Raw genomic sequence first — 24,103 nt, 5'->3', positions numbered from 1 at the left:
TGCGTCAGTCTTCTTCGCCGCCGCCGCTGTCGGGACGCTCGCCGCGGCGCTGCATCATCTGACGGGCACGCGCAGCGAACTGCGCCTTGAGCTCGTCCTTGGTCAGCTCGCCATTGCCGTCGGCATCGGCCTCGGCAAAGCTCGCCCTGGCGCGCGCCTCGGCCTGTGCCGGATCGCGATCGCGGCGCGGGCGAGCGGCATCGTCGCCACCATCCGCATTTTGTCCAACGCGGGCGATGCGGATCTTGGTCTGGATGTCGGCCATCATCGCGACGAATTCGTCCTGCGTCAGATAACCCTTGGCGCCGGTATCGAACCGGTCCCACGTCTCGTCGAACTGCGCGAGCATCTGGCCGCGACGATCACCGCCGTTGGCGGCAGGACCTTCGGCTCCACGCGTCATCCGCGCCTGGACCTGCGCCATGACAAAGCCGGTGAACTCGCCGAGCGACATCTCGCCATTCTTGTCGGCGTCGGCATCGGTATAGACCGCCTGCGACCGGGCGAGGTCGGCCTTGCCTTCCTCCTGCTCCATCATCGTGTTGAATTCGTCGACGCTCAGATAGCCCTTGGCGCCGACATCGTATTTGGCGAACGCGGCGGCGAGTCGCGCTTCGATCTGCTCCTTGGTCGGCGGCACCGCGGCTTGCTGAGGCGGCGTCGGTGCGTCCTGCGCGATCAGCGGGGCGCTGGCGCAAGCGGCCAGCATCAGGGCGATTGTCGTCGTCGTCTTCATCGTCACATCTCCGTTGTGCCGCCCGATGGGCCGCTGCTTGGCGCCTCCCATAGCCGCCGCGCCTGAATGCGACCATAACCGGATTGCTTGCACGCCGCATGGACGCGGCGAGCCGCCTTTGCTAACGGGCGGCGCGACGCGCGCGGGTGTCCCGTACGCCAAAATCGAACAACAAGGCTGCAACATGGTCCCCCGCTATTCCCGCCCCGCAATGTCCGCCATCTGGGAAGCCGAGGCGCGCTACGCGATCTGGTTCGAGATCGAGGCGCACGCGACCGACGCGCTCGCCGATCTCGGCGTCGTCCCCAAGGAAGCTGCCAAGGCGCTGTGGGACTGGTGGGCTACCGATCCCGTGATCGACGTCGCCGCGATCGACGCGATCGAGGCGGTGACCAAGCACGACGTAATTGCCTTCCTGACCTGGGTCTCCGACGAGGTCGGCGCGCATTCGGGCGAGAACTGGGCGCGCTTCATGCATCAGGGCATGACCAGCTCGGACGTGCTCGACACCTGTCTCGCGGTCCAGTTGAAACGCGCGCTCGAACTGCTGATCGACGACGTCGGCACGCTGCTCGTCGCGATCAAGCGCCGCGCCGAAGAGCACAAATACACCCCGACGATCGGCCGCAGCCACGGCATCCACGCCGAACCCGTCACCTTCGGGCTCAAGCTCGCCCAGGCCTATGCCGAGTTCGCCCGCCACAAGACGCGCCTCATCGCCGCACGCGACGATATCGCGACCTGCGCGATCTCGGGCGCGGTCGGCACCTTCGCCAATATCGACCCGCGCGTCGAAGCGCACGTCGCGGCCAAGCTCGGCCTCACTCCCGAGCCCGTTTCGACGCAGGTCATCCCGCGCGACCGCCACGCAATGGCCTTTGCCACGCTCGGCGTCGTCGCCGGCTCGATCGAGCGTCTCGCCACCGAGGTCCGCCATTTGCAACGCACCGAGGTGCTCGAGGCCGAGGAATATTTCTCGCCCGGGCAAAAGGGTTCTTCGGCAATGCCGCACAAGCGCAACCCGATCCTCACCGAAAACCTCACCGGCCTTGCACGCATGGTCCGCAGCGCGGTCGTCCCTGCGCTCGAGAACGTCGCTTTGTGGCACGAGCGCGACATTTCGCACAGCTCGGTCGAACGCTTCATCGGCCCCGACGCGACGATCACGCTCGACTTCGCCCTCGGCCGCCTGACGGGCGTGATCGACAAGCTGCTCGTCTACCCGGCGCGGATGAGCAAGAATCTCGACCGGATGGGCGGCCTCGTCCATTCGCAGCGCGTCCTGCTCGCGCTGACGCAGGCGGGGATGAGCCGCGAGGACGCCTATAAGGCGGTCCAGCGCAACGCGATGCAGGTGTGGGAATCGGACGGCGAGATGTCGCTGCTCGACCTGCTCAAGGGTGACAGCGACGTCACCGCGAAGCTGAGCGATGCCCAGATCGAGGAGAACTTCGATCTCGGCTACCATTTCAAGCACGTCGACACGATCTTCGACCGCGTCTTCGGGGCCTAGCCCTTCGCCGTCGCGCGCTCGACCGTGACGGGCGGACCTTACAGACTCGCCACCCTCCGAAAATTCGCATAGGCTGGCCTCAACCAGGCCCAACGACAAACGAGGTAATACGATGCAGGCTTTGCGAACGATCATCTGGGTGATGCTGGCGGTCCTCGTCGTCGTCTTCGCAATGTTCAACTGGGTCCCCGCAACGGTACGCTTCTGGCCCGGCATGGTGCTCGAAACCAAGCTCCCGGTGATCGCGATCGGTGCCTTCCTGCTCGGCTCGCTGCCGCTCTGGCTGACCCACCGCATCACCAAGTGGCGCCTCTCGCGCCAGCTCGATACCTCGCAGCGCGAGCTTGAAATCTATCGCGGCAAGGATGTTTCGCACGTTAGCGCAGCGGCGGCCGCCAAGTCGGTCGATCAGCGTCCGACCAATCTCGAGGCACCGGCCCCGGCGCCCGCACCTTCACCCACCACCGCCGACCGGGATATCGTCGACCGACCATGAGCTGCCCTGTCTATCTTGCCATCGACATGACCGATCTCGACGCGGCCAACGCGCTCGTCGCGCGCGTCCGCAACCATGTCGGCGGGCTCAAGCTCGGTCTCGAATTCTTCTGCCATAACGGCCACCATGGCGTGCACGAGATGGCCAAGCACAAACTGCCGATCTTCCTCGATCTCAAGCTGCACGACATTCCCAACACCGTCGCCAAGGCTGTCCAGGCGCTCCGCCCGCTCGAACCCGCGATCCTCACCGTCCACGCCAGCGGCGGCCGCGCGATGCTCGAAGACGCCAAGGCGGCGGCGGGGATCCATACGAAAGTCGTCGCGGTCACCGTGCTGACCAGCCTCGACGCGCGCGATCTTGCCGCGACCGGCATCGAAGGCACGCCGCACGACCAGGTCCGCCGCCTCGCCGGCATCGCGCGCCGCGCCGGGCTCGACGGCATCGTCTGCTCGGGTGCCGAGGTGAAGGCGGCAAAGAAGGAATGGCCCGACGGCTTTTTCGTCGTCCCCGGCGTGCGCCCCGCCAACAGCACGGTGGGCGACCAGAAACGCGTCGTCACCCCGGGCCAGGCAATGGCCGACGGCGCCTCGATCGTCGTTATCGGCCGTCCGATCACCAAGGCCGAAGACCCCGACCTCGCCGCGCGCGCGATCGAGGCGACGCTTTAGCCACCGGTCACTGTGCTCCGTCCAGTCGTAGTAATCGCGTCGCTGGTCGTGTCGGCGAAGCACGAGGGGATCCCCGGCCCATGGCCAATTTGACCATTCGCCCCGCGCAATCGCGCGATCTCGTCGCGCTCCGGCCGGTCATCGAACGCGCCTATCGCGGCGACAGCGCGAAACTGGGCTGGACGCACGAGGCGGACCTGCTGTCCGATCCGCGCACCGATCAGGCGACACTCGAGGCGATCGTCGACAGCCCGACTCAGGTCCTGCTGACGTTGTTCGAAGACGACACGCCGCTTGGCTGCGTCAATGTCGCCGACCAGGGCGCGGGACGCGCCTATCTCGGCCTGCTGTGCATCGAACCGGCGCGGCAAGGCGAGCACCTCGGGCGCCAACTGATCGCAGCGGCCGAAGCCCATGCGCGCGACAGCTTCGGATGCACCGCCATCGAAATGACCGTGATCGATCAACGGCCAGAGCTCATCGCTTATTATGTCCGCCGTGGTTGGCGGGTCACGGGTGAGAAGCGCGACTTCCCGATCCTGCTCGATCCGCCCTTTTTCATGGAGGTTCTGGTCAAGTCGCTGACCTGACGGCTAAGAGCTGCTCCCATGTCCGATACACTCATCAAGATCTGCGGCCTCTCGACGCCCGAAACATTGGACGCAGCGGTCGATGCGGGCGCCACCCATGTCGGCCTCGTCCATTTCGAGCCGAGCCCGCGCCACGTCTCGCTCGAGGACGCTGCAAAGCTGCGGCGGCGCGTGCCCGAAACCGTCAAGGTCGTGCTGCTGCTCGTCAATGCGCAACCCGAACCGACCGAGCGCGCCTTTCATACGGTGCGTCCCGACGTCATCCAGTTTCACGGCAACGAGACCCCTGAATGGCTCGCGCTGGTGCGGAAATATCTCGACGTCCAGATCTGGAAAGCGGTCGGCCTGCGCGACGCCGCCTCGCTCGACTGGGCGCGCAAGTTCGAAGGGATCGCCGGTCGCGTCCTGTTCGATTCGCCCGCGCAGGCCCTGCCCGGCGGCAACGGCACCGGCTTCGACTGGAATCTTCTCGCCGCCAATCCGCCGGCCACGCCCTGGGGCATCGCCGGCGGGCTTGATCCCGCCAACGTTGCCGAGGCGATCCGCGTCACCGGCGCGCCGCTCGTCGATGTCTCGTCGGGGGTCGAAAGCGCGCCCGGCGTCAAGGATGTGGACAGGATCAAGGCGTTCTGCAAAGCGGTGCGCGGCGCCTGACCTTCCGCGCCCAGGCTGAACCTGTCGGAGTCGCAGACGGCGACTTCGCCAACCCTTATATCACAATCACCCTTCGACAGGCTCAGGGTGAGCGCTATTGAAGCTCCCATGATCGACACCCCCAACTCCTACCGCACCCAGCCCGACAGCGAGGGCCATTTCGGCGCCTATGGCGGTCGCTATGTCGCCGAAACGCTGATGCCCTTGGTCCTCGAACTCGAGGCCGAGTATAATCGCGCCAAGGCCGACCCTGCGTTCAAGGCCGAGTTCGATTATCTGCTCGAACATTATGTCGGTCGCCCCAGCCCGCTTTATTATGCCGAACGGCTGACCGACGCGGTCCGCGCAGAGTGCGACGAGAGCAAAGGCGCCGAAATCTGGTTCAAGCGCGACGAGCTCAACCACACCGGCGCGCACAAGATCAACAATTGCATCGGCCAGATCCTGCTCGCGATCCGCATGGGCAAGACGCGGATCATCGCCGAGACCGGCGCGGGGCAGCACGGCGTCGCCACCGCCACCGTCGCCGCGCGTTTTGGGCTTCCTTGTATCATTTACATGGGCGCGCGCGACATGGAGCGTCAGGCGCCCAACGTGTTCCGCATGAAGCTATTGGGCGCACAGGTCATCGGCGTCGAATCGGGCGCGCGCACGCTCAAGGACGCGATGAACGAGGCGCTGCGCGACTGGGTCGCCAATGTCGACGACACATTCTACATCATCGGCACCGCGGCGGGCCCGCACCCCTATCCCGAACTCGTCCGCGATTTTCAGAGCGTGATCGGTACCGAGGCGCGCGCACAGATGTTGTCGCGCACCGAGCGCCTGCCCGACCTGCTCGTCGCCGCGATCGGCGGCGGTAGCAATGCCATCGGCCTGTTCCATCCCTTCTTGGACGACAAGGACGTCGCAATGCTCGGCGTCGAAGCGGCGGGTCACGGCCTCGACAAGCAGCACGCCGCCAGCCTCGCCGGCGGCGCGCCGGGCATCCTCCACGGCAACAAGACCTATCTGCTGCAGGACGAGGACGGCCAGATCGCCGAGGCGCACTCGATCTCGGCCGGCCTCGATTATCCCGGCATCGGCCCCGAACACGCCTGGCTCAAGGATTCGGGCCGTGTCGAATATACGTCGGTGACCGACACGCAGGCGCTGACCGCCTTCCAGTTGCTGTGCAAGACCGAAGGCATCATCCCCGCACTCGAACCCGCCCACGCGATCGCCGCCGTCGTCGAACGCGCCAAGACGATGCCACGCGACAAGATCATCCTCGCCAATTTGTGCGGTCGCGGCGACAAGGATATCTTCACCGTGGCTGAGGCCTTGGGGGTTGAGTTGTGAAGCACACTGCCAAAAAGCCCTCTCCCCTTCAGGGGGGAGGGTTGGGAGGGGGGAATGCGTGAAGCCCGCCTGACCGACCACGCTCGCGAAAATCGCAAGGCGATGACCGAGCCGGAGACACGGCTTTGGCTCGCGCTGAGAGCCAAACGCTTCTCCGCAACCAAATTCCGGCGTCAGAAGGTGATCGGCCCCTATATCGTGGATTTTGCCTCGCGCGATCCGATGCTGGTGATCGAACTCGACGGCGACAGCCATGGCTCGCAAGTGCGCTACGACACAATGCGCAGCGAATATCTCGAACAGCAAGGCTATCGTGTGATCCGCTTCACCAACGCCGATGTGGTTTCAAATTTAGAGGGTGTTTTGACAACGATAGCCTTGGCGATTGCCCCCCTCCCAACCCTCCCCCCTAAAGGGGAGAGGGCTAAAAAACCCAATATGCCCTCTCCCCTTCAGGGGGGAGGCGCGAGACTTGGCGATTTATCGCCTAGTCGCAGCGGAGGGGGGCCGTCCGAATGACCCGCCTCGCCACCACCTTCTCACCTTCCCGGCCCGCCCTCGTCGCCTTCATCACCGCGGGTGACGGCGACACTGCGGCCAATCTCGACGCGCTCGTCGCGGGCGGTGCCGATGTGATCGAACTCGGCATGCCGTTCACCGATCCGATGGCCGACGGCCCCGCGATCCAGGAGGCGAACCTGCGCAGCCTCGGCGCGGGCACGACCACCGCCGACATCTTCACCGTCGCTGAGGCGCTGGAGATCAAGTTGTGACCCGTGAGCGCATTTGCCGATCTGTCATGTTTTCGCTGACGTTTTCTCTTCTCGGCTGGCTGCTCATCGCAACGATTATGTACGCTGAAGGCAAACCGATGCAGCTTACTGCTGGGCTGTGGCCAGTTGTGGCAATCAGCGTTCTTGGGTCTTTTATCTATTCGCTTATCAAGAAAGACGGTGATCATCGATGACCCGCCTCGCCACCCCCTTCTCCCCCGACCGCCCCGCACTCGTCGCCTTCATCACCGCGGGCGACGGCGACACCGCGGCCAATCTCGACGCGCTCGTTGCGGGCGGCGCCGATGTCATCGAGCTCGGCATGCCGTTCACCGACCCGATGGCCGACGGCCCCGCGATCCAGGAAGCGAACCTGCGCAGCCTCGGCGCGGGCACGACGACCGCCGACATCTTCGCCCTTGCCGCCGCGTTTCGCGACCGCCACCCCGATACGCCGATGATCCTGATGGGTTATGCCAACCCGATGGTCCGGCGCGGCCCCGACTGGTTCGCTGCGCAGTGCCGGGACGCGGGCGTCGACGGCGTCATCTGCGTCGATATCCCCGTCGAGGAAGACGCCGCGCTCGGCCCCGCGCTGCGCGCTGCGGGCGTCGCGGTCATCCGCCTCGCCACCCCGACGACCGATGCCGCGCGCCTGCCCTTTGTGCTCGAAGGCGCCGGCGGCTTCCTCTATTACGTCTCGGTCGCCGGGATCACCGGCAAGCAGCAGGCAGCGCAGGCGAGCATCGCCGACGCTGTCGCACGCCTCAAAGCCGCCACCGACCTTCCCGTCGCGGTCGGTTTCGGCGTTCGCACGCCTGACCAGGCCGCCGAGATCGCGCGCGTCGCCGACGGCGTCGTCGTCGGCTCGGCGATCGTCGAACTCATCGCCCAGCACCGCGAAAATGCGCCGCAATATGTCGAGGCCTTTGTCGCATCGCTCCGCCGCGCTATGGACGGCGCCCGCAACACCGAGGAAATTTCCGCATGAGCTGGATCCACCGCGTTCGCAACGCCATCTCGTCGATCGCCAAGCGCGAGACGCCCGACAATCTGTGGCACAAGTGCAAGGCGTGCAATCAGATGGTGTTCTGCAAGGAGTGGGAGGAGAATCTCTTCGTCTGCCCCAAATGCGACCATCACGACCGCATCGGCGCCGACAAGCGCATCCCCATGCTGTTCGATCCCGGCAGTGCCGAAATCCTGCCAAGCCCGCGCGCGCCCGAGGACCCGCTCAAGTTCAAGGACACCAAGAAATACGTCGATCGCATCAAGGCGGCGCGCAACGCGACCGGCGAACATGACGCGCTGATCAACGTCCGCGGCACGATCGCGAAGCATCGCGCGGTCGTCGGCATCCAGGACTTCGCCTTCATGGGCGGATCGATGGGCGTCGGCGTCGGCGAAGCGTTCGTATCGGGGGTCGAGGCCGCGATCGCCGATGCCTGCCCCTATATCATCTTCACCGCCGCGGGCGGCGCGCGGATGCAGGAGGGCATTCTTTCGCTCATGCAGATGCCCAAGGCGACCGTTGCGATCGCTCGCCTGCGCCGCGCGGGCCTGCCCTATATCGTCGTGCTGACCGACCCCACTACCGGCGGCGTCACCGCAAGCTACGCGATGCTCGGCGACGTCCAGCTCGCCGAACCCGGCGCGCTGATCGGCTTCGCCGGCCAGCGCGTGATCGAGAACACGATCCGCGAAAAGCTCCCCGACGGCTTCCAGCGCGCCGAGTACCTGCTCGACCACGGGATGCTCGACATGGTCGTCGAGCGCAAGGACCTGCGCCAGCGCCTCGGCCTCCTCATCGACTACCTCACCCCCCAACGCGAGGCGGCGTAATCGCCTCCTGCGCATGGCCGATTCCGCGCGTTCGTCCGATCCCGCCGTTCAGGCGCAGCTCGACCGGTTGGAAATGCTGTCGCCGGGGCGCGACGTGCTTGGCCTGTCGCGCATAGCCGCTTTGCTCGGGCGGCTCGGCAATCCGCATCTCGCGCTGCCGCCGGTGTTTCATGTCGCGGGGACCAACGGCAAGGGATCGACCGTCGCCTTCCTGCGCGCGATGCTCGAAGCCGATGGCAAGCGCGTCCACGCCTATACCAGCCCGCATCTGGTGCGTTTCAACGAGCGGATCCGCGTTGCCGGCAGCCTGATCACCGATGCCGCGCTCGCGCCGCTGCTCGCCGAAGTGCTCGACTGCAGCGAGGATATCGCGCCAAGCTTTTTCGAAGCGACGACCGCCGCCGCCTTCCTCGCCTTTGCGCGCACCCCCGCCGACGCCTGCATCGTCGAAGTCGGGCTCGGCGGACGGCTTGATGCGACCAATGTCCTCGCCGCGCCCGCCGCGGGCGGGATCGCCGCTTTGGGGATCGACCACAAGGAGTTCCTCCTCGTCGCCGAGGACGCGACCCCCGCCGATCCGCATGCACGCATCGCGTGGGAGAAAGCGGGCATCGCCAAGCCCGGCGCGCCGCTCGTCACCCAGGCCTATCGCCCCGTGATGACCGACGCGATCGCCGCCGTCGCCGCCCGCATCCGCGCGCCGCTGTTTGCGCGCGGCAAGGCATGGGATGCGACCATCGCCGATGACGCAATCGCCTATCGCGATGCTGCGGGCGACCTCACCCTGCCGCTGCCGCGCATGGCGGGAGCGCACCAGGCCGACAACGCCGCGCTCGCGGTCGCAATGCTGCGCCACCAGGACGCGATTTCGGTCTCGGCAGAGGCAATGCGCGCAGGGATCGCCGCGGCCGACTGGCCCGGTCGCTTGCAGCCGCTGTCACCCGGTCCGTTGCGCGACCTGCTGCCCGCCGGCACCGGAATATGGCTCGACGGCGGGCACAATCCCAATGCGGCGCGCGCGCTCGCCGCATTTCTCGATGCCCGACAGGGAGATGCAACGCTCGTCCTCGGCCTGCTCGCCAACAAGGATCTCGGCGGCGTCCTCGACAGTCTCGCGTCGCACGCCTCAGGCGTCATAGCCGTGCCGGTACCCGATCACGATCACCACGCGCCGCAAGCAATCGCCGACGCCGCCCGCGCGCGCGGCCTGACCGCCACAGTCGCCGAAGACGTCGCGGCAGCGCTGGCGCAGGCCGCCCCCGACTCGCCGCCGACCGTCCTTATCGCGGGGTCGCTGTATCTGGCGGGGTCGGTCCTGGCGGCGAACCGGCAACTGCCCGATTAGCCTCCGAGCTCGGGTCGGCCGGATCGGCGACCTCGTCGCTCGTCACCGCGCCCGCCGTACCGAGCGACTGGTCGACCAGCCCCTTGTGCATCATCCACCAGAACAGCAGCACGCCGGGCAGCGCCAGCAAGGTCGTCAGCAGATAGAAGTTCACATAGCCGATACCCTCGATCAGGCCGCCCGCGGTCGTCCCCGTCACGAAGCGTCCCAGGATGCTCGCCGCCGCCGATAACAGTGCAAACTGCGTCGCGGTGAAGCTGAGGTTACACAGCGCCGAGAAATAGGCGACGACGCAGACACCGCCAATGCCGCTGGCGAAATTCTCGAACCCGATCGCCCCGGCCATGCCGAGGTTGCTGTGTCCGACCGAGGCCAGCGCGGCGAAGCTGAAGTTCGATACCGCCATCAGGATCAGACTGATCAGGACCGATTTCTTCATGCCCAGCCGCGCATAGAGGAAACCGCCGACGAACACGCCGATCAGCAACGCCCAGAAGCCGACGCCGACGTCGTAAATCGCGATCTCGTCCTTCGAATAGCCGAGGTCGACGAACAACAGGCGAAAGGTCAGGTTGGCGAGCGTATCGCCCAGCTTGTGGATCAGGACGAACACAAGGACGAGCAGCGCGCCCTTGCGTTTGAAGAACTCGGCGAGCGGGCTGACATAAGCGATGGCAGCGGCGACCGGGCCTTTCATCACCTTGGGCGCGATGCGCCGCGCCGGCTCGCCCATCACCAGCCCGGTGACGATCGCGAACAGCGCAAAGCCTGCGCAGGCGGTGTAGGCGAGCTGCCAGCCGTAACGCTGCGCAACGATCAGCGCGGTCGCGCCAGCGGCTGCCGCACCGATCCGCCAGCCATATTGGCTCATCCCCGATCCGACGCCGAGCTGGCGCGGCTCGAGCAGCTCGATGCGATAGGCGTCGATGACGATGTCGAAGGTCGCACCGGCAACGCCGACAAGGATCGCCGCGACCGCGACCGCACCGATATGTGCCTGGGGGTCGATCGAACCGAGATAGACGACGCTCGCCATCACCAGCAGACCGGTGAAGATCAGCCACGAAACCCGCTGTCCGATCCGCCCGAGCAGCGGCAGCCGGACGGCGTCGATGATCGGCGCCCACAGCCATTTGAAATTATACGCAAGGAAGGTGAGCGCGAACGCGGTGACCGTCGATTTCTCGATCCCCGCTTCGGCGAGCCGCGTCGTCAGCGTCGCCGCGATCATCGCAAACGGAAAGCCCGACGAAATACCGAGGAACAGCGCCGCCAGCGGGGCCGGCTCGGCATAGGGCCGGACGCCGTCCCACCACGTCTTCGCTTTGCCTGCATTTTCGACTGCTGCGTTCATCGTCATCCCCCGTCGCTTCGTTGCGAAGCGCTCTTGTTCAATCGCAGACTAGCGGGACCGACCGCAATTGTAAGTCGCAATCATGCGGCATGGCGCGATGTGGCGGCACTTCATCGGGATTGTCCGGTCCGTTCGCGCGCACGCCCTTCGATACGGCCCTGCGGGCCTACTCAGGACAAACGGGGAGTGATGGAGACCCACTGTCGGACACTTTTGCCCGACCCGTTTGTCCTGAGTAGCGCCGAAGGCGCGTATCGAAGGGCTGCACCGAAAGATCGCGTCGGCGAAAAGCTCGTCATGCGTGGCTCCGTCGGCTGCGCCGACCGGCCTTATTTCGCGCCCGCTGCCTCGTCGGCCTCGCCGAACAGCGTCAGGCCGGCGGGGATATTGCCGACCTTCTCGCCCGCAATGACGCGGTCGAGCGCCTTGATCGATGCGACAAGGTCGCGGTCGTTATACGGCTTGGCGAGGCAGCCCATGGCAAAGGTCCTGGCATGGTTGGGGCACGCGCCGGTGACGAAGATCACGGGGATGTTCATGTCGCGCGCCGCCTTGGCGACGTCGATCCCGTCGCCCTCGCCCGAGATGTTGACGTCGAGCACGACGAGGTCGGTCAGCCCGCCCAGTTCGGCGATCGCCGCCTCTGCGGTATCGACCGTCGCGAGGATCTCATAACCCGCGGCTTTCAGGAAATATTCGTTGTCGAAGGCGACCAGCGCCTCGTCCTCGACGATCAGCAAGCGCTTGATCCGGGGCTGACGCCGTTTGAAAATCATTGATTGCTGTCCCTGTCTGCGGCATCGGCTTCCCACAACTACATACGCAATTGTGACGCAGCCGTTCCATTGGCCCGGCCAGGCGCCCCAAAAATCAGATGCAAAAATCCGCCACGGCGAGAGCCGCTGCCCATCGACCCCCAAGCGAAAGCATCCCCGATGCCCACCGACAGACCCCGCCCGCCCTCGAATCGCCCACCCTCGAAGCGCACGCCTTCGAACCGCTCCCCCTCGAACGGATCGCCGTCGAACCGATCGGACGACGCCCCGCGCAAGAACCGCAAGCCGCAACCGCGTGGGCTGCCGCGCGGCCCGCGCATCGTTCACAAACAGGCCAAGCCCGGCGAGCCGCAGCGGATCGCGAAAATCCTCGCGCGCGCCGGCGTCGGCTCGCGCCGCGATGTCGAACGGATGATCGCAGACGGCCGCATCGCGATCCACGGCGAGGTGCTCGACACCCCCGCGACGCTTGTCACCGACCTCGCTGGAATCACCGTCGACGGCGAGCGCGTCGGAGCGATCGAACCGCCGCGGCTGTTCCTGTTCCACAAGCCGTCGGGCGTCCTCACCGCCGCGCGCGATCCCGGCGGGCGCCCGACGATCTATGATCGCCTCCCGCCCAAGGGCTGGGATCCCGCCGACAAGCTCCCCCGCCTGATGCCCGTCGGGCGGCTCGATCTCAACACCGAGGGTCTGTTGCTGCTGACCAACGACGGCGAATTGAAGCGCCATCTCGAATTGCCCGCCAACGGCGTCGAGCGCAGCTATCGTGCGCGCGCCTTCGGCATCGTCAGCCAGCAGCAGCTCGAGGGGCTGATGATGGGGATCACGATCGACGGCGTGAATTACGGCCGTATCAATGCCAATCTCGAACGCCGCACCGGGCGCAACCAGTGGGTCGAAATGACGCTGACCGAGGGCAAGAACCGCGAGGTCAGGAAAGTGCTCGAACATTTCGAGCTCAAGGTCAGCCGCCTGATCCGCACGCGCTACGGTCCCTTCACGCTCGGCGACGCGCCGCCGGGCGCGCTGACCGAAGTGCCGCCGCACGATCTCGAACGCTTCATCGGCTCGCTGACCAGGAAGGCGAAGGCCGAGACAAAGACGCCCAAGCCATGAGGATCATCTCGGGTGACTGGCGCGGGCGCGCAATCGTCGCGCCAAAAGGGGATACCACGCGTCCCAGCGCCGACCGCACACGCGAAACACTGTTCTCGATGCTGGTCAGCCGGCTCGGCAGCTTCGACGGCCTCGCGGTGGCCGATCTGTTCGCCGGATCGGGCGCGCTCGGGCTCGAGGCGCTGTCGCGCGGCGCCGCCTCGTGCCAGTTCGTCGAACAGGATCGCGACGCGCTCGCCGCGCTCGACCGCAACATTATCAAGCTGGGCGCAGGTCCGCGCTCGCGTGTCGTGCGCCAGTCGGTCCTCGCGCTGCCCGCGCAGCCGCAGCCGCTCGATCTCGTCATGATGGACCCGCCCTATACGACCGGCGCGGGCGCAGTCGCGCTCGACCGCCTGTCGCGCTTCGGCTGGTTCGGCCCGGCAAGCTGGATCGCGGTCGAGACCGCGCGCAGCGAGACGATCGATGTCGCCGGTTTCACGATCGATGCGGTCCGCGATGTCGGCCGCGCGCGCTTGCACCTCTTGCGCAGCGCCTGACCGCCACCCAACGCAAACGACAACGCGACCGGAAACCCTGGTCTCCGATCGCGTCGTTTGGTCATCGCTGGCGACGGGGCGGTCGGCCTTATTTGGTCGGCTTGTACCCGCGCGGCGCTTCGTTCTTCTGCATGCAGTTGTCGGTCACCGACGCACTGCAATACGGCAAAGTCGCGGGCGCGGGCGCGGTGGTCGATGTCATCGGTCCGGCCATCGCGTGGCCTTCGCTGCTCGCCGGATTGCCCGCTGGAGTCATCCCGGCCATGCCGGGGTGTTCGACGCGCTTGCCGGTGTTGGCGGCATTCGCCTTGTACTGCGCCATGATCTGGTTCCAGACTGCGGCGCGCTGGGCGTCGGGCATCGCCGCGACCTTCATCCGCTGATCGTTGGTCAGCACCCAATAGGCGTTCTGCTGATCGGGCTGGAGCGTCCAGTAATAGACACGGTAATCGTTGGGCCAGCCATCGAACGCGCTCTGGCGCTCGGCCGGCCAGGCATCGTACAGCGCCTGTTGCTCGGGGGTCATGACGATCGTTTCGTCGTGCATGTCCATGTCGCCCATGTCCTGCGCGATCAACGCGGCAGGTGTACACATCATGGCAGCGGCTATCATCAGATGTTTCATCGCAATTCTCCTTGCCGATTTGTTACCCCGACCCAACGAACCACTGACTTGGGCGGTTCCATTTGCGAGGTGAACCGACAAACCGGTGCGACGAAGCGCGCCTATTCTACGACGATCGCGCCCGTCATCCCGAACGTCGCGTGGAGAAAGTGCGAACATTTGAGCGTGTAGCGGCCCGGCTGGTCGATCGTCAGTGCGATCGTCACGCTGCCGTGGCCCGGCACTTCGACCGTACCGTTGTCGATCTTGGCAGCATCGGCGGGATCGACGCGCGCCGCGCGAAAGAAGTCGCGGGCGGCGAAATTATGCCCGCCCTTGGCGCTGTTGACGAGCGTCAGCGTCACCTTCTGGCGCGCGGGCACGCGGACCTGCTCGGGAGCAAAGCCGAAATTCGACAGCGTCACGCGGACATCGACGGCTTGCTGGGCACTCGCGGGTAGCGCCGCCAGGACGATCCCCGCCGCGGCGGCCAGCGACAGAACTCTGCGCGTCATGATGCGTCTCCTCATGCTCCCCGATCATCCCTCAAATGACAATATACCTCGCTGGCGAAGGTTGCCAGCGCGCTTCGCGTTCCCTACCTGTTCGCTTGTGAACACGCCCGCCAACATGCCCGCCGACCCGCCCTATCTCGCCGCGCTCAACGCGCCGCAACGCGAGGCAGTGACGACGACCGAAGGCCCCGTCCTCGTCCTCGCCGGCGCGGGCACGGGCAAGACCGCCGCGCTCACCGCGCGGCTGGCTCATATCCTGTTCAGCCGCCTCGCCTGGCCGAGCGAGATCCTCTCGGTCACCTTCACCAACAAGGCCGCGCGCGAAATGCGCGAACGCGTCGGCCGGATGGTCGGCGACGCGGTCGAGGGGATGCCGTGGCTCGGCACCTTCCACTCGATCGGTGCCAAGATGCTGCGCCGTCATGCAGAGCTTGTCGGGCTGCAGTCGAACTTCACGATCATCGACACCGACGACCAGCTGCGCCTCCTGAAACAGCTCATCGCCGCCGAGGAAATCGACGAGAAACGCTATCCCGCGCGCCTCCTCGCCGGTCTCATCGACCGCTGGAAAAACGCGGGGCTTACTCCGACCGAACTCGGCGCGGGCGACAGCGAAGCGTACGCCGACGGCAAGGGCCAGCAGCTCTACGCCGCTTACCAGGCACGCCTCAAAACGATCAACGCGTGCGATTTCGGCGACCTGCTGCTCCACCCACTCGTCATTTTGAAGACGCACCGCGAGGTGCTCGAATCCTACCAGGCGAAGTTCAAGTACATCCTCGTCGACGAGTACCAGGACACCAACTCGGTCCAGTATCTTTGGCTGCGCCTGCTCGCGCAAAAGCACCGCAATATCGCCTGTGTCGGCGACGACGATCAGTCGATCTATTCGTGGCGCGGCGCGCAGGTCGAAAATATCCTGCGCTTCGAACGCGACTTTCCCGGCGCCAAGATCGTCAAGCTCGAACAGAACTATCGCAGCACCCCGCACATCCTCGGCGCCGCCTCGGGCGTCATCGCGCACAATGGCGGCCGCCTCGGCAAGACGCTGTGGACCGAGCTCGACGCGGGCGAGAAGGTCCGCGTCATGGGCGTCTGGGACGGGCCCGAGGAAGCGCGCCGCGTCGGCGAGCTGATCGAGGACCTCCAGCGCGGCACGAAAGGCAACGCCCCCGTCAGCCTCGACACCGTCGCGATCCTCGTGCGCGCCCAGTTCCAGACGCGCGAGTTCGAGGACCGCTTCATCCAGATCGGCCTGCCCTATCGCATCGTCGGCGGCTTCCGCTTCTATGAACGCGCCGAGATCCGCGACGCGATCGCGTACCTGCGGCTGATCAACCAGCCCGCCGACGACCTCGCCTTCGACCGCATCGTCAACACGCCCAAGCGCGGCCTCGGCGACAAGGCGGTCGGGCGCATCCATGCCTACGCCCGCGCCGAGAATATCTCGCTGCTCCACGCCGCCGCGCGCCTGCTCGACAGCGACGAGCTGACGCCCCAGGCACGCAAGTCGCTCGGCCGCTTCGTCGCCGACATCGCCCGCTGGCGCGACCGCACCAACGATTTGAACCATGCGGAACTCACGCGCCTCGTCCTCGACGAGAGCGGCTATACCGCCATGCTCCAGGCCGATCGCACCGCCGAAGCCGCGGGCCGGCTCGAAAACCTCTCCGAACTCGCCCGCGCGATGGAGGAGTATGAGACGCTCGAGGCATTCCTCGAACACGTCTCGCTCGTCATGGACAACGACGCGCGCGACGACGCGGCCAAGGTCACGATCATGACGATCCACGCCGCCAAGGGGCTCGAATACCACCACGTCTTTCTCGTCGGCTGGGAAGAGGGCGTCTTCCCCTCGCAACGCGCGCTCGACGAAGGCGGCAACGCCAGCCTCGAGGAGGAACGCCGCCTCGCCTATGTCGCGATCACCCGCGCGCGCGAACAGTGCACCATCCTCCACGCCGCCAACCGCCGCATCTACGGCCAGTGGACCAGCAGCATCCCCAGCCGCTTCGTCGGCGAGCTGCCCGCCGACCATATCGAGGAGGAATCGACGATGGGCGGCGGCCCGTCGATGTGGCGCGCCAACTGGAGCGCCACCGGCGATCCCTTCGCGCATGTCGGCAGCGGCACCGGCCGAGGCCCCGGCTGGCAACGCGCGACCAACAAACCCTCTCCCCTTCAGGGGAGAGGCAGCGAGCCTTATGAGCGCAGCGAATTAGGCGCAGCGGAGAGGGGCGGTTCCGGACGCAACGCCCTCTTCACCCCCGGCCTCACCTCGGCCGCAGACCGCCGCCCCGGCCGCCCCGACCGCGCCCGCACCGGCGGCCTCTACGCGCCGAAGGAAAACCGCGGCAGCGCCGTCAGCCTCGGCAACAAGGGCCGCAGCGACGTCGCGCTAGGCCAACGCGTCTTCCACGAGAAATTCGGCTACGGCGCCATCGTCGAGATCGAAGGCAACAAGCTCGAAATCGACTTTGAACACGCCGGGCGGAAACGGGTGATGGATAGCTTTGTAAAGGTGGGGTGAGAGGCTGAACTAAGGCCGTTAGCTGCCCTTCTACTCGGTGTATGACGACAAATGTATGCCGCTAGGAGGATTGCGCCCGGATAAGTGGGAAAGAAGCGAAGAGGAGCTGAGCCGCGAGGCCTATGAGCGGACCTGCCCGAGAGTAACTGCGGAAGTGCTCCTGCAAGGAAATGCCCGTTAGACCTATCGATAACACCGCTTCTGCTGTGAGCAGCAGGCCGAGCGCAAACGCGCCCACGACCACCCTGTCTAAATTCCTACGCGGCACGGGGACTTTCTTGAGAACCCAGTCGCAGGCGAACCACGCGATTACGAGCATGATCGGCACTTCCAGGACGACCGCTGCAACCTCCCCTACCTGGGGTACAACCACCAAGACCCGCAGTATTCCCATTAGGAAGCCTGCAACGAAAACGATCAGGAAATACGTGCCACCGGCGACTAGTATCGGCGATCTCACGCGTGAGGTTCCGCACGCTTCGGCTTGTCATACCCTGCCATTATATATCCGCCGCAAATGATGGTGCCGTTCATGGGATCTCCTTCTTCCAGTCCCGTCCTTTCAGTCGGTCGCCCCTGACCAGGAACTCGCCATCGATCCTCAGGGGCAATGGTTCGCCAGAGATCGGCGGCGCATCGGATGCGGGGGCGCGCTGCACATGAATGTGCAGATGTGGTTCGGTGCTGGCGCCCGAATTGCCGACTGATCCCAGCCTCTGGCCCAGTGCAACACGCTCACCCGGATCGACCACGATACTGCCCTGCTGCATGTGCGCAAAGACGATCTGAGCATCCCCGCAGTCTAGGATAACGTGGTTGCCCAGACGGTTCACCGTGTCCTGCTGTGGAACTTGAAAATCGGGACGACTGCTTTCGGCGGCCACCACCATACCGGCACACGGGGCGTGCAAAGCAGCACCGAAAATTGCGTAGGCAGCAGGATCCTTCGGGCTGAGGCCGCGTGCACGAGTACCGAGTGCGTTGACCCCGAAGAAATCGAGCGCATATGACTGACCCCGCCACGAACGGTAGCGAGGCACCGACGTGTCGAGCGTTCGCATGTGCGCGTTCACGATCTCGCGCCCGCCACCGCTTCCGACCAGATAGCTGCCGGGTCCGAACGGATTGGCGATATCGATAGTCCTGGATGGCGGCGGCGTGCGCCCCATTATCGCAGCGGTCGCGAACCATAGCCCCACCGCAAGCAAGACTGCGCCAACGGCTGCTTCAGTCCAGCGCCACCGACCAGATGGGAGCACTTTGTCATACCGCAGCCGCCTACGCATAAAATGATAGGCGATCGCGCCCACCCATAGCAGTCCATAGAACCGTGGTAGCCACCATGGGATCACGGCCCATTGGGCAACAAGGGCGAGAGCCAGCAACAGGGCGCCGACGCCGCTTGTTTTCAACAGGAAGCCTCCGAAGCTGTCCGAAGGCAGGACCACCCAGACAAGCAGCACCAGAGGCAGGACGATCTGGAGTAGCGATACCATTGCGATCATCTCGTCCACTCCGTTATTACCGCCGCATTCGCGCCGGCGCTCTCAGTATGATCACAACTTGTACCCCATAGACGCAGCTATTTTTACCCCATTCCGGTCGGTGGCGAGGTGCGGTCGCATCGCCGGGACCAGTCAGGCGGCTAACGACCCAATTGCGGACGTTCCATTCCAAAGTTAGAAGTGCTGAGTTCGGTCATTCTACCGACAGGGAGTTTCGGATTGCGAGAAAAGCACTGCCGCGTCCCAAGAAGGCTTCAAAACGCGCGGCGCTGGCAGTGGGTAGCGGCAGCCGCATCCGTCCTATTTTTTCTGGCATGCTTTGTTGGTTGGCCGTTTGGCTATTTTTGGCCTTCAGCTATCGGTCTATTGGTTTTTATACCAAGTGCCTGGGTATTCACCACCAAATGCTACAACTGCGGTTGGCCTGCGTTTTCTGACTATGAAGCCGAAGAAAAGCTAAGGATCGACCAGAGGTTCTGGACCCGTTTCTGGGGAAAGGACTATGGCGGCGTGAATTTGCCGCTTCCATCATCGTGCACAAAATGTGATGCCAGCTTTCTTAGATACGAGATGGACGAAGTTTCTCGTTGAGCTACCAAGAGTCCGCTTTCCACCCAATTCCCGACATTACGGTCTAGCCAGCGTCGAGAATAGCGGACGATCCGCTTACGGCGATTTGGAACAGCCTCCGCGATGACCCGGTTTTGGCGCAAACCCGACGCCAGTCTTCGCGCTAACCTCTCCCAAAAAACCGCTTTCCTACAATTATCGCAATGGCGCATGGTCGTCGCATGAACCCGACTCGCCCGATCGGCCCGATCAGCCGTCGCCGTGGCGCGACGCCCCACTCTCCGCGCCCGCGCCAGGGTCACAGTGTGAAGCTGTCCCTGGACGGTGTGAACCCCATGAACTTGTCGCCTCTTCCGCCGCTTTCACCGCTCGCATCGCGCCGTCGACCGCGATCGCCTTGCGCTGCGCTGCGGGGCGATTTTCGAAAGGGGCGTATCGCGAACTACCCCAACTTCCGGCTCGCCGCGTGGCCTGATCGATTTTACAACTCTCTCCGTGCGGTTATGTCGGTTTCCCTCGATCAGCCAAAGCGCCTAGTCTCCTTGCCAACCGCAACAGGCCGCACCAGCGGTCGGCATTTAGGAGAGTTTCCCGATGGATATGAAGACCGACGAACCGCTCGGCGGCTGCCCCGTCCCCCATAACCAGGCGCGCGCGCTGCTCGGCCGGACCAACAAGGACTGGTGGCCCGAAATGCTGGCGACCGAGATCCTCAATCCCAACGGTCCGACCAATCCGATGGGCGAGGATTTCGATTACGCCGCCGCGTTCAAGGCGCTCGATTATCAGGCGGTCAAGGACGACCTCACCGCGCTGATGACCGACAGCCAGCCCTGGTGGCCCGCCGATTACGGCCATTACGGCCCGTTCTTCATCCGCATGGCGTGGCACGCCGCGGGCACGTATCGCACCGCCGATGGCCGCGGCGGCGCCAATAGCGGGCAACAGCGTTTCGCCCCGCTCGACAGCTGGCCCGACAACGGCAACCTCGACAAGGCGCGCCGCCTGCTCTGGCCGATCAAGCAGAAATACGGGCAGAACATCAGCTGGGCCGACCTGTTCATCCTCGCCGGTAACGTCGCGATCGAGAGCATGGGCGGACCGACCTTCGGCTTCGGCGGCGGCCGCGCCGACGTTTATGAGCCAGAGCGCGACATCTACTGGGGCTCCGAGGACAAATGGGTCAACGAAGACGTCCAGACGCGCATTTCTCCCGAACACGGCATGGAGGAACTCGAAGGCCCGCTCGCCGCGATCCAGATGGGCCTCATCTACGTCAATCCGGAGGGTCCTCAGGGCAATCCGCACGACGATGCCGGCATGGCGCGCGACATGAAGGAAACCTTCGCTCGCATGGCGATGGACCACGAGGAAACCGTTGCACTCACCGCCGGCGGCCACACCTTCGGCAAGTGCCACGGCAACGGCGATGCCTCGCTGCTCGGCGCGGCGCCATCGGGCGGCGATCTCGCTGCCCAGGGCTTCGGCTGGGTCAGCAGCCACGACAGCGGCGGTATCGGCGAGCACACGGTGACGAGCGGTCTCGAAGGGGCTTGGACCAACACCCCCGATACATGGACCGAGAACTATTTCCGCCTGCTGCTCGACTATGACTATGAGCTGGTGAAGAGCCCCGCGGGCGCCAACCAGTGGCAGCCGATCGACCAGAAACCCGAAGACATGGCCCCCGCCGCCTGGGACTCGTCGATCAGGGTCCCGACGATGATGACGACCGCCGACATGGCGCTGAAACGCGACCCCGAATTCCGCAAGATTTCGGAGAAGTTCCGCAACGGTCACGAAGCCTTCAAGGACGCGTTCGCTCGTGCATGGTTCAAGCTGACCCACCGCGACATGGGGCCCAAGGTCCGCTATCTCGGCCCCGAAGTCCCTGCCGAAGACCTCATCTGGCAGGACCCAGTTCCCGCCGGGACGATGCCGTCGGACAGCCTCGTGGCCGAAGTGAAGGGCAAGATCGCCGACAGCGGCCTCACCGTCAGCCAGCTGGTCAAGACCGCCTGGGCCTCGGCCTCGACCTACCGCAAGTCCGACCATCGCGGCGGCGCCAACGGCGCGCGCGTCGCGCTCGCTCCGCAAAAGGACTGGGACGTCAACGAACCGGCGATGCTCGCAAAGGTGATCGACACCCTGAACGACCTGCGCGGGTCGATGAGCCTCGCCGACGCGATCGTCCTCGGCGGCGTCGTGGCGCTCGAAAAGGCGGGCGCGAAGGACGTGCCCTTCACCGGCGGTCGCGGCGATGCCACCGCCGAACAGACCGACTGCGAGAGCTTCGACGTGATGGAGCCAGAGGCCGACGCCTTCCGCAACTATGTCGGCAAGAAAAAGCTCGCGGTGAAAGTCGAGGAAATGATGCTCGACCGCGCGTCGCTGCTCGGCCTTTCGGTGCCCGAAATGACCGTCCTGATCGGCGGCCTGCGCGTCCTCGGCGCAAACCACGGCGAGCGCGGTCACGGCCACTTCACCAAGCGCCCGGGCCAGCTGACCAACGACTTCTTCGTCAACCTCTACGACATGACGAACGTCTGGAAGGCGACCGACGACCGCGACGAGGACTATGTCGCGACCGACCGCAAGGATGGCAGCAAGAAGTGGCAAGCCACCCGCGCCGACCTCATCTTCGGCTCGAATTCAGAGCTGCGCGCGGTCGGCGAAGTCTATGCCCAGAAGGGCGGCGAGGAGAAGCTGGTCAAGGATTTCGTCAAGGCCTGGACCAAGATCATGAACGCCGACCGCTTCGATCTCGCCTGACGATCACCCCTGCCGCCGCGCGCTCGTGGCGGCAGGGGATTGGCTTATCGGCCCCCCGCGCCTACCGCGTCGCGACGAGGCACATAGGCAAGGACGAATAAGCGATGGCGCGGCTGATCCTGTTCAACAAACCCTACGGGGTCCTGTCGCAGTTCACCGATCGCGGGACCACCTCGCCGCGCCCGACCTTGTCCGATTTCATTGCGGTGCCCGGCGTCTACCCCGCGGGTCGGCTCGATCGGGATAGCGAAGGCCTGCTGCTCCTCGCCGACGACGGCAAGCTCATCACCCACATCGCCAGCCCGAAATTCAAGATGCCCAAGACCTACCTTGTCCAGGTCGAGGGCGAACCCGATGCCGCCGCACTGTCGCAACTGCGCAAGGGTATCCGCCTCAACGACGGCCTCACCCTCCCCGCCGATGCCGAGCGGGTCGATGCGCCCGACCTGTGGCCGCGCGATCCCCCGATCCGCGTCCGCCAGGCGATCCCCGACAGCTGGATCAAGCTCACCATCCGTGAAGGCAAGAACCGCCAGGTCCGCCGCATGACCGCCGCGGTCGGCTACCCGACGCTGCGCCTCGTCCGCTGGAGCGTTGGTGAATGGACGCTCGACGGTATCGAACCGGGCAAATGGCGCGAGGTCGCGGCCTGACGCACGCCTAGTCGTCGAACGCCAGGCTGCCGCAATTGACCAAGGTCGCGACGAGTGCGCACGCCGCGTCGGACTGAACCAACTTAGTTCCGTCGATCGTGTCGCCGGCACAGAGAGCCTCGGCGAGCTCAGCAACATCGCCCGCACACCGATACTCTTCGCCGTCGACGTACAGCATCAGCGCGCAGTCCTCTTGCCGCACAAAGGCAAAACGGCTCGCCGGATTGCGGATCAGCGCCGCACCTGCTCGCAACCGTTCGCCGACATCGTCCGCCGACAGTGCCTCGTCGGGTGACCAGTCGATGTCGGGATATTTGGGCGTGCTGGCATAACCGCCGAACCAGCGCGCAAAGGCCGCGCGATCGCCCATCGTTTCGGTAATCATCGCGTGCAACCGGTCGATCGCCTCGGGTGCAATCTCGCCCGGATTGGCCTGACGCCTTAAACCCGCATCGCCATAGCGATCATCGTCGCTCATCGCGGCGAGCAGGTCGTCGGCCCAGTGCCCGATCAGCTCGGCGCGCGACGGTGCGCGAAAACCGATCGAATAGGTCATGCAATCGTCGCCGACCGCAATACCGTCGTGCGCAATCCCCGGCGGCACATAGAGGATATCGCCCGGCTCGAGCAGCCATTCGTCGCTCGCCTCGAACTCGGCAAGCAGCCTCAGGTCGTCGTGTGGCTGTAGCGCGCTCGCTTCGTCGCAGCGTTGCCCGACGCGCCAGCGACGCTGCCCCAGCCCCTGGACCAGGAAGACGTCATACTGGTCGAAATGCGGCCCAACCCCGCCGCCGTCGCCGGCAACGCTGACCATCACGTCGTCGATCCGCCAGTTGGGGATGAAGCGGAACGGCTCGATCAGCGCGGCCACTTCGGGGACATGATGATCGACCGCCTGGACGAGCAAAGTCCAGCGATCCTGATCGAGCGCGGCGAAGCGTCCGGGATCGAACGGGCCGTGTTCGGCCGCGCGGGCGCCGCCGGCGCACGTCACCAGTCGCGCCTCGACCCCCGGCTCGCACGCCAGTCCCGCCAGTTCGTCGGGTTCGATCGGATTGCGCCACTCCCCCCACGGATTGCGGATCAGCAGCGGCTTTTGCTGCCACGTGTCGCGCAGGAAGCCGTCGATATCGAACTGTTCAAATGTCATGCCGGACACCCTAGCCATGTTCGTCGCCTTGCACCGCACAAAAACAACGCAAGCC

23 protein-coding genes and 1 pseudogene are annotated in these 24,103 nt (G+C 65.3%); 17 read left to right on the top strand and 7 right to left on the bottom strand.

From position 1 onward, the window contains the following. Positions 1-4: 4 nt before the first annotated feature. Positions 5-736, bottom strand: coding sequence for an EF-hand domain-containing protein (locus FSZ31_RS06290; RefSeq protein ID WP_161595965.1), 732 nt, complete (start codon positions 734-736; stop codon positions 5-7). A gap of 184 nt (positions 737-920) precedes the next feature. On the opposite strand from FSZ31_RS06290, the gene purB reads away from it, so the two are divergent. The 12 genes and pseudogenes from purB to FSZ31_RS06235 all read left to right on the top strand — a co-directional run bounded on the left by purB (position 921) and on the right by FSZ31_RS06235 (position 9,961). Beyond that, positions 921-2,249 carry an adenylosuccinate lyase gene (purB, locus tag FSZ31_RS06285; RefSeq protein ID WP_147122315.1) on the top strand — a complete coding sequence of 443 codons (1,329 nt, stop codon included), beginning with the start codon at positions 921-923 and terminating at the stop codon, positions 2,247-2,249. Between the two features lie 112 nt (positions 2,250-2,361). After that, positions 2,362-2,745 (top strand): LapA family protein, encoded by a 384-nt coding sequence (locus FSZ31_RS06280; protein ID WP_147122313.1) that lies wholly within the window; start codon positions 2,362-2,364, stop codon positions 2,743-2,745. After that, entirely contained in the window at positions 2,742-3,416 is a 675-nt protein-coding gene (gene pyrF / locus FSZ31_RS06275) for an orotidine-5'-phosphate decarboxylase (protein ID WP_147122311.1), read from the top strand. The genes FSZ31_RS06280 and pyrF overlap by 4 nt, the downstream gene beginning before the upstream one ends. Before the next feature lie 80 nt (positions 3,417-3,496). Beyond that, positions 3,497-4,006: a GNAT family N-acetyltransferase gene (locus tag FSZ31_RS06270; protein WP_147122309.1), complete on the top strand. Its 510-nt coding sequence runs from the start codon at positions 3,497-3,499 to the stop codon at positions 4,004-4,006. Positions 4,007-4,024: 18 nt separating this feature from the next. Continuing rightward, a complete protein-coding gene (locus FSZ31_RS06265) occupies positions 4,025-4,660 on the top strand; it encodes a phosphoribosylanthranilate isomerase (RefSeq protein ID WP_147122307.1) in 636 nt (211 codons plus the stop codon). Between the two features lie 108 nt (positions 4,661-4,768). After that, positions 4,769-6,001, top strand: coding sequence for a tryptophan synthase subunit beta (gene trpB, locus FSZ31_RS06260; protein WP_147122305.1), 1,233 nt, complete (start codon positions 4,769-4,771; stop codon positions 5,999-6,001). A 54-nt stretch (positions 6,002-6,055) separates the two neighbouring features. Further along, positions 6,056-6,520, top strand: a complete 465-nt coding sequence (locus FSZ31_RS06255; protein ID WP_147122303.1) for an endonuclease domain-containing protein — start codon at positions 6,056-6,058, stop codon at positions 6,518-6,520. Beyond that, positions 6,517-6,750 (top strand): annotated as a pseudogene (locus tag FSZ31_RS06250) (tryptophan synthase subunit alpha); the annotation flags it as partial. The gene FSZ31_RS06255 and the pseudogene FSZ31_RS06250, both read left to right, overlap by 4 nt. Positions 6,751-6,770: 20 nt before the next feature. Further along, on the top strand, positions 6,771-6,968 hold the full coding sequence (locus FSZ31_RS12820) for a hypothetical protein (protein ID WP_161595964.1): 198 nt from the start codon (positions 6,771-6,773) through the stop codon (positions 6,966-6,968). After that, entirely contained in the window at positions 6,965-7,765 is an 801-nt protein-coding gene (gene trpA / locus FSZ31_RS06245) for a tryptophan synthase subunit alpha (RefSeq protein WP_147122301.1), read from the top strand. Before FSZ31_RS12820 ends, trpA begins: the two co-directional genes overlap by 4 nt. Beyond that, positions 7,762-8,616, top strand: a complete 855-nt coding sequence (gene accD, locus FSZ31_RS06240; RefSeq protein WP_147122300.1) for an acetyl-CoA carboxylase, carboxyltransferase subunit beta — start codon at positions 7,762-7,764, stop codon at positions 8,614-8,616. Before trpA ends, accD begins: the two co-directional genes overlap by 4 nt. Before the next feature lie 13 nt (positions 8,617-8,629). Then, complete coding sequence (locus FSZ31_RS06235; RefSeq protein ID WP_147122298.1) at positions 8,630-9,961, top strand: bifunctional folylpolyglutamate synthase/dihydrofolate synthase; 1,332 nt, start codon at positions 8,630-8,632, stop codon at positions 9,959-9,961. Here FSZ31_RS06235 and FSZ31_RS06230 read toward each other — a convergent pair. Next, entirely contained in the window at positions 9,897-11,321 is a 1,425-nt protein-coding gene (locus tag FSZ31_RS06230; RefSeq protein WP_147122295.1) for an AmpG family muropeptide MFS transporter, read from the bottom strand. The two genes, FSZ31_RS06235 and FSZ31_RS06230, sit on opposite strands and share 65 nt — an antisense overlap. A gap of 323 nt (positions 11,322-11,644) precedes the next feature. Then, positions 11,645-12,091, bottom strand: a complete 447-nt coding sequence (locus FSZ31_RS06225; protein ID WP_147122293.1) for a response regulator — start codon at positions 12,089-12,091, stop codon at positions 11,645-11,647. Positions 12,092-12,250: 159 nt separating this feature from the next. Between FSZ31_RS06225 and FSZ31_RS06220 the strand changes: the two genes are divergently transcribed. Continuing rightward, a complete protein-coding gene (locus FSZ31_RS06220) occupies positions 12,251-13,210 on the top strand; it encodes a pseudouridine synthase (protein WP_147122291.1) in 960 nt (319 codons plus the stop codon). After that, complete coding sequence (rsmD, locus tag FSZ31_RS06215; RefSeq protein ID WP_147122289.1) at positions 13,207-13,749, top strand: 16S rRNA (guanine(966)-N(2))-methyltransferase RsmD; 543 nt, start codon at positions 13,207-13,209, stop codon at positions 13,747-13,749. The genes FSZ31_RS06220 and rsmD overlap by 4 nt, the downstream gene beginning before the upstream one ends. 88 nt (positions 13,750-13,837) lie before the next feature. On the opposite strand, the gene FSZ31_RS06210 is transcribed toward rsmD, so the two are convergent. Beyond that, the gene (locus FSZ31_RS06210) at positions 13,838-14,374 is read right to left on the bottom strand and encodes a hypothetical protein (RefSeq protein WP_147122287.1); all 537 of its coding nucleotides are present in this window, start codon (positions 14,372-14,374) and stop codon (positions 13,838-13,840) included. A 101-nt stretch (positions 14,375-14,475) separates the two neighbouring features. Further along, a complete protein-coding gene (locus FSZ31_RS06205) occupies positions 14,476-14,868 on the bottom strand; it encodes a cupredoxin domain-containing protein (protein WP_161595963.1) in 393 nt (130 codons plus the stop codon). Between the two features lie 115 nt (positions 14,869-14,983). Between FSZ31_RS06205 and FSZ31_RS06200 the strand changes: the two genes are divergently transcribed. After that, on the top strand, positions 14,984-17,398 hold the full coding sequence (locus FSZ31_RS06200; protein WP_408021645.1) for an ATP-dependent helicase: 2,415 nt from the start codon (positions 14,984-14,986) through the stop codon (positions 17,396-17,398). A 530-nt stretch (positions 17,399-17,928) separates the two neighbouring features. Here the strand turns inward: FSZ31_RS06200 and FSZ31_RS06195 are convergent. After that, a complete protein-coding gene (locus tag FSZ31_RS06195; RefSeq protein ID WP_236643707.1) occupies positions 17,929-18,903 on the bottom strand; it encodes a M23 family metallopeptidase in 975 nt (324 codons plus the stop codon). Between the two features lie 1,164 nt (positions 18,904-20,067). On the opposite strand from FSZ31_RS06195, the gene katG reads away from it, so the two are divergent. Then, positions 20,068-22,245, top strand: coding sequence for a catalase/peroxidase HPI (gene katG, locus FSZ31_RS06190; protein WP_147122279.1), 2,178 nt, complete (start codon positions 20,068-20,070; stop codon positions 22,243-22,245). Between the two features lie 104 nt (positions 22,246-22,349). Next, positions 22,350-22,898, top strand: a complete 549-nt coding sequence (locus FSZ31_RS06185; protein WP_147122277.1) for a pseudouridine synthase — start codon at positions 22,350-22,352, stop codon at positions 22,896-22,898. Between the two features lie 7 nt (positions 22,899-22,905). On the opposite strand, the gene FSZ31_RS06180 is transcribed toward FSZ31_RS06185, so the two are convergent. After that, positions 22,906-24,048: a ribosomal protein uL16 3-hydroxylase gene (locus FSZ31_RS06180; protein WP_147122275.1), complete on the bottom strand. Its 1,143-nt coding sequence runs from the start codon at positions 24,046-24,048 to the stop codon at positions 22,906-22,908. Between the last annotated feature and the right edge of the window lie 55 nt (positions 24,049-24,103).

This window comes from Flavisphingopyxis soli (assembly GCF_007995095.1).
Taxonomy (GTDB): Bacteria; Pseudomonadota; Alphaproteobacteria; order Sphingomonadales; family Sphingomonadaceae; genus Flavisphingopyxis; species Flavisphingopyxis soli.
The sequence above is the reverse complement of the archived record's forward strand: the minus strand, read 5'-3'. Positions and strand labels throughout refer to the sequence as shown.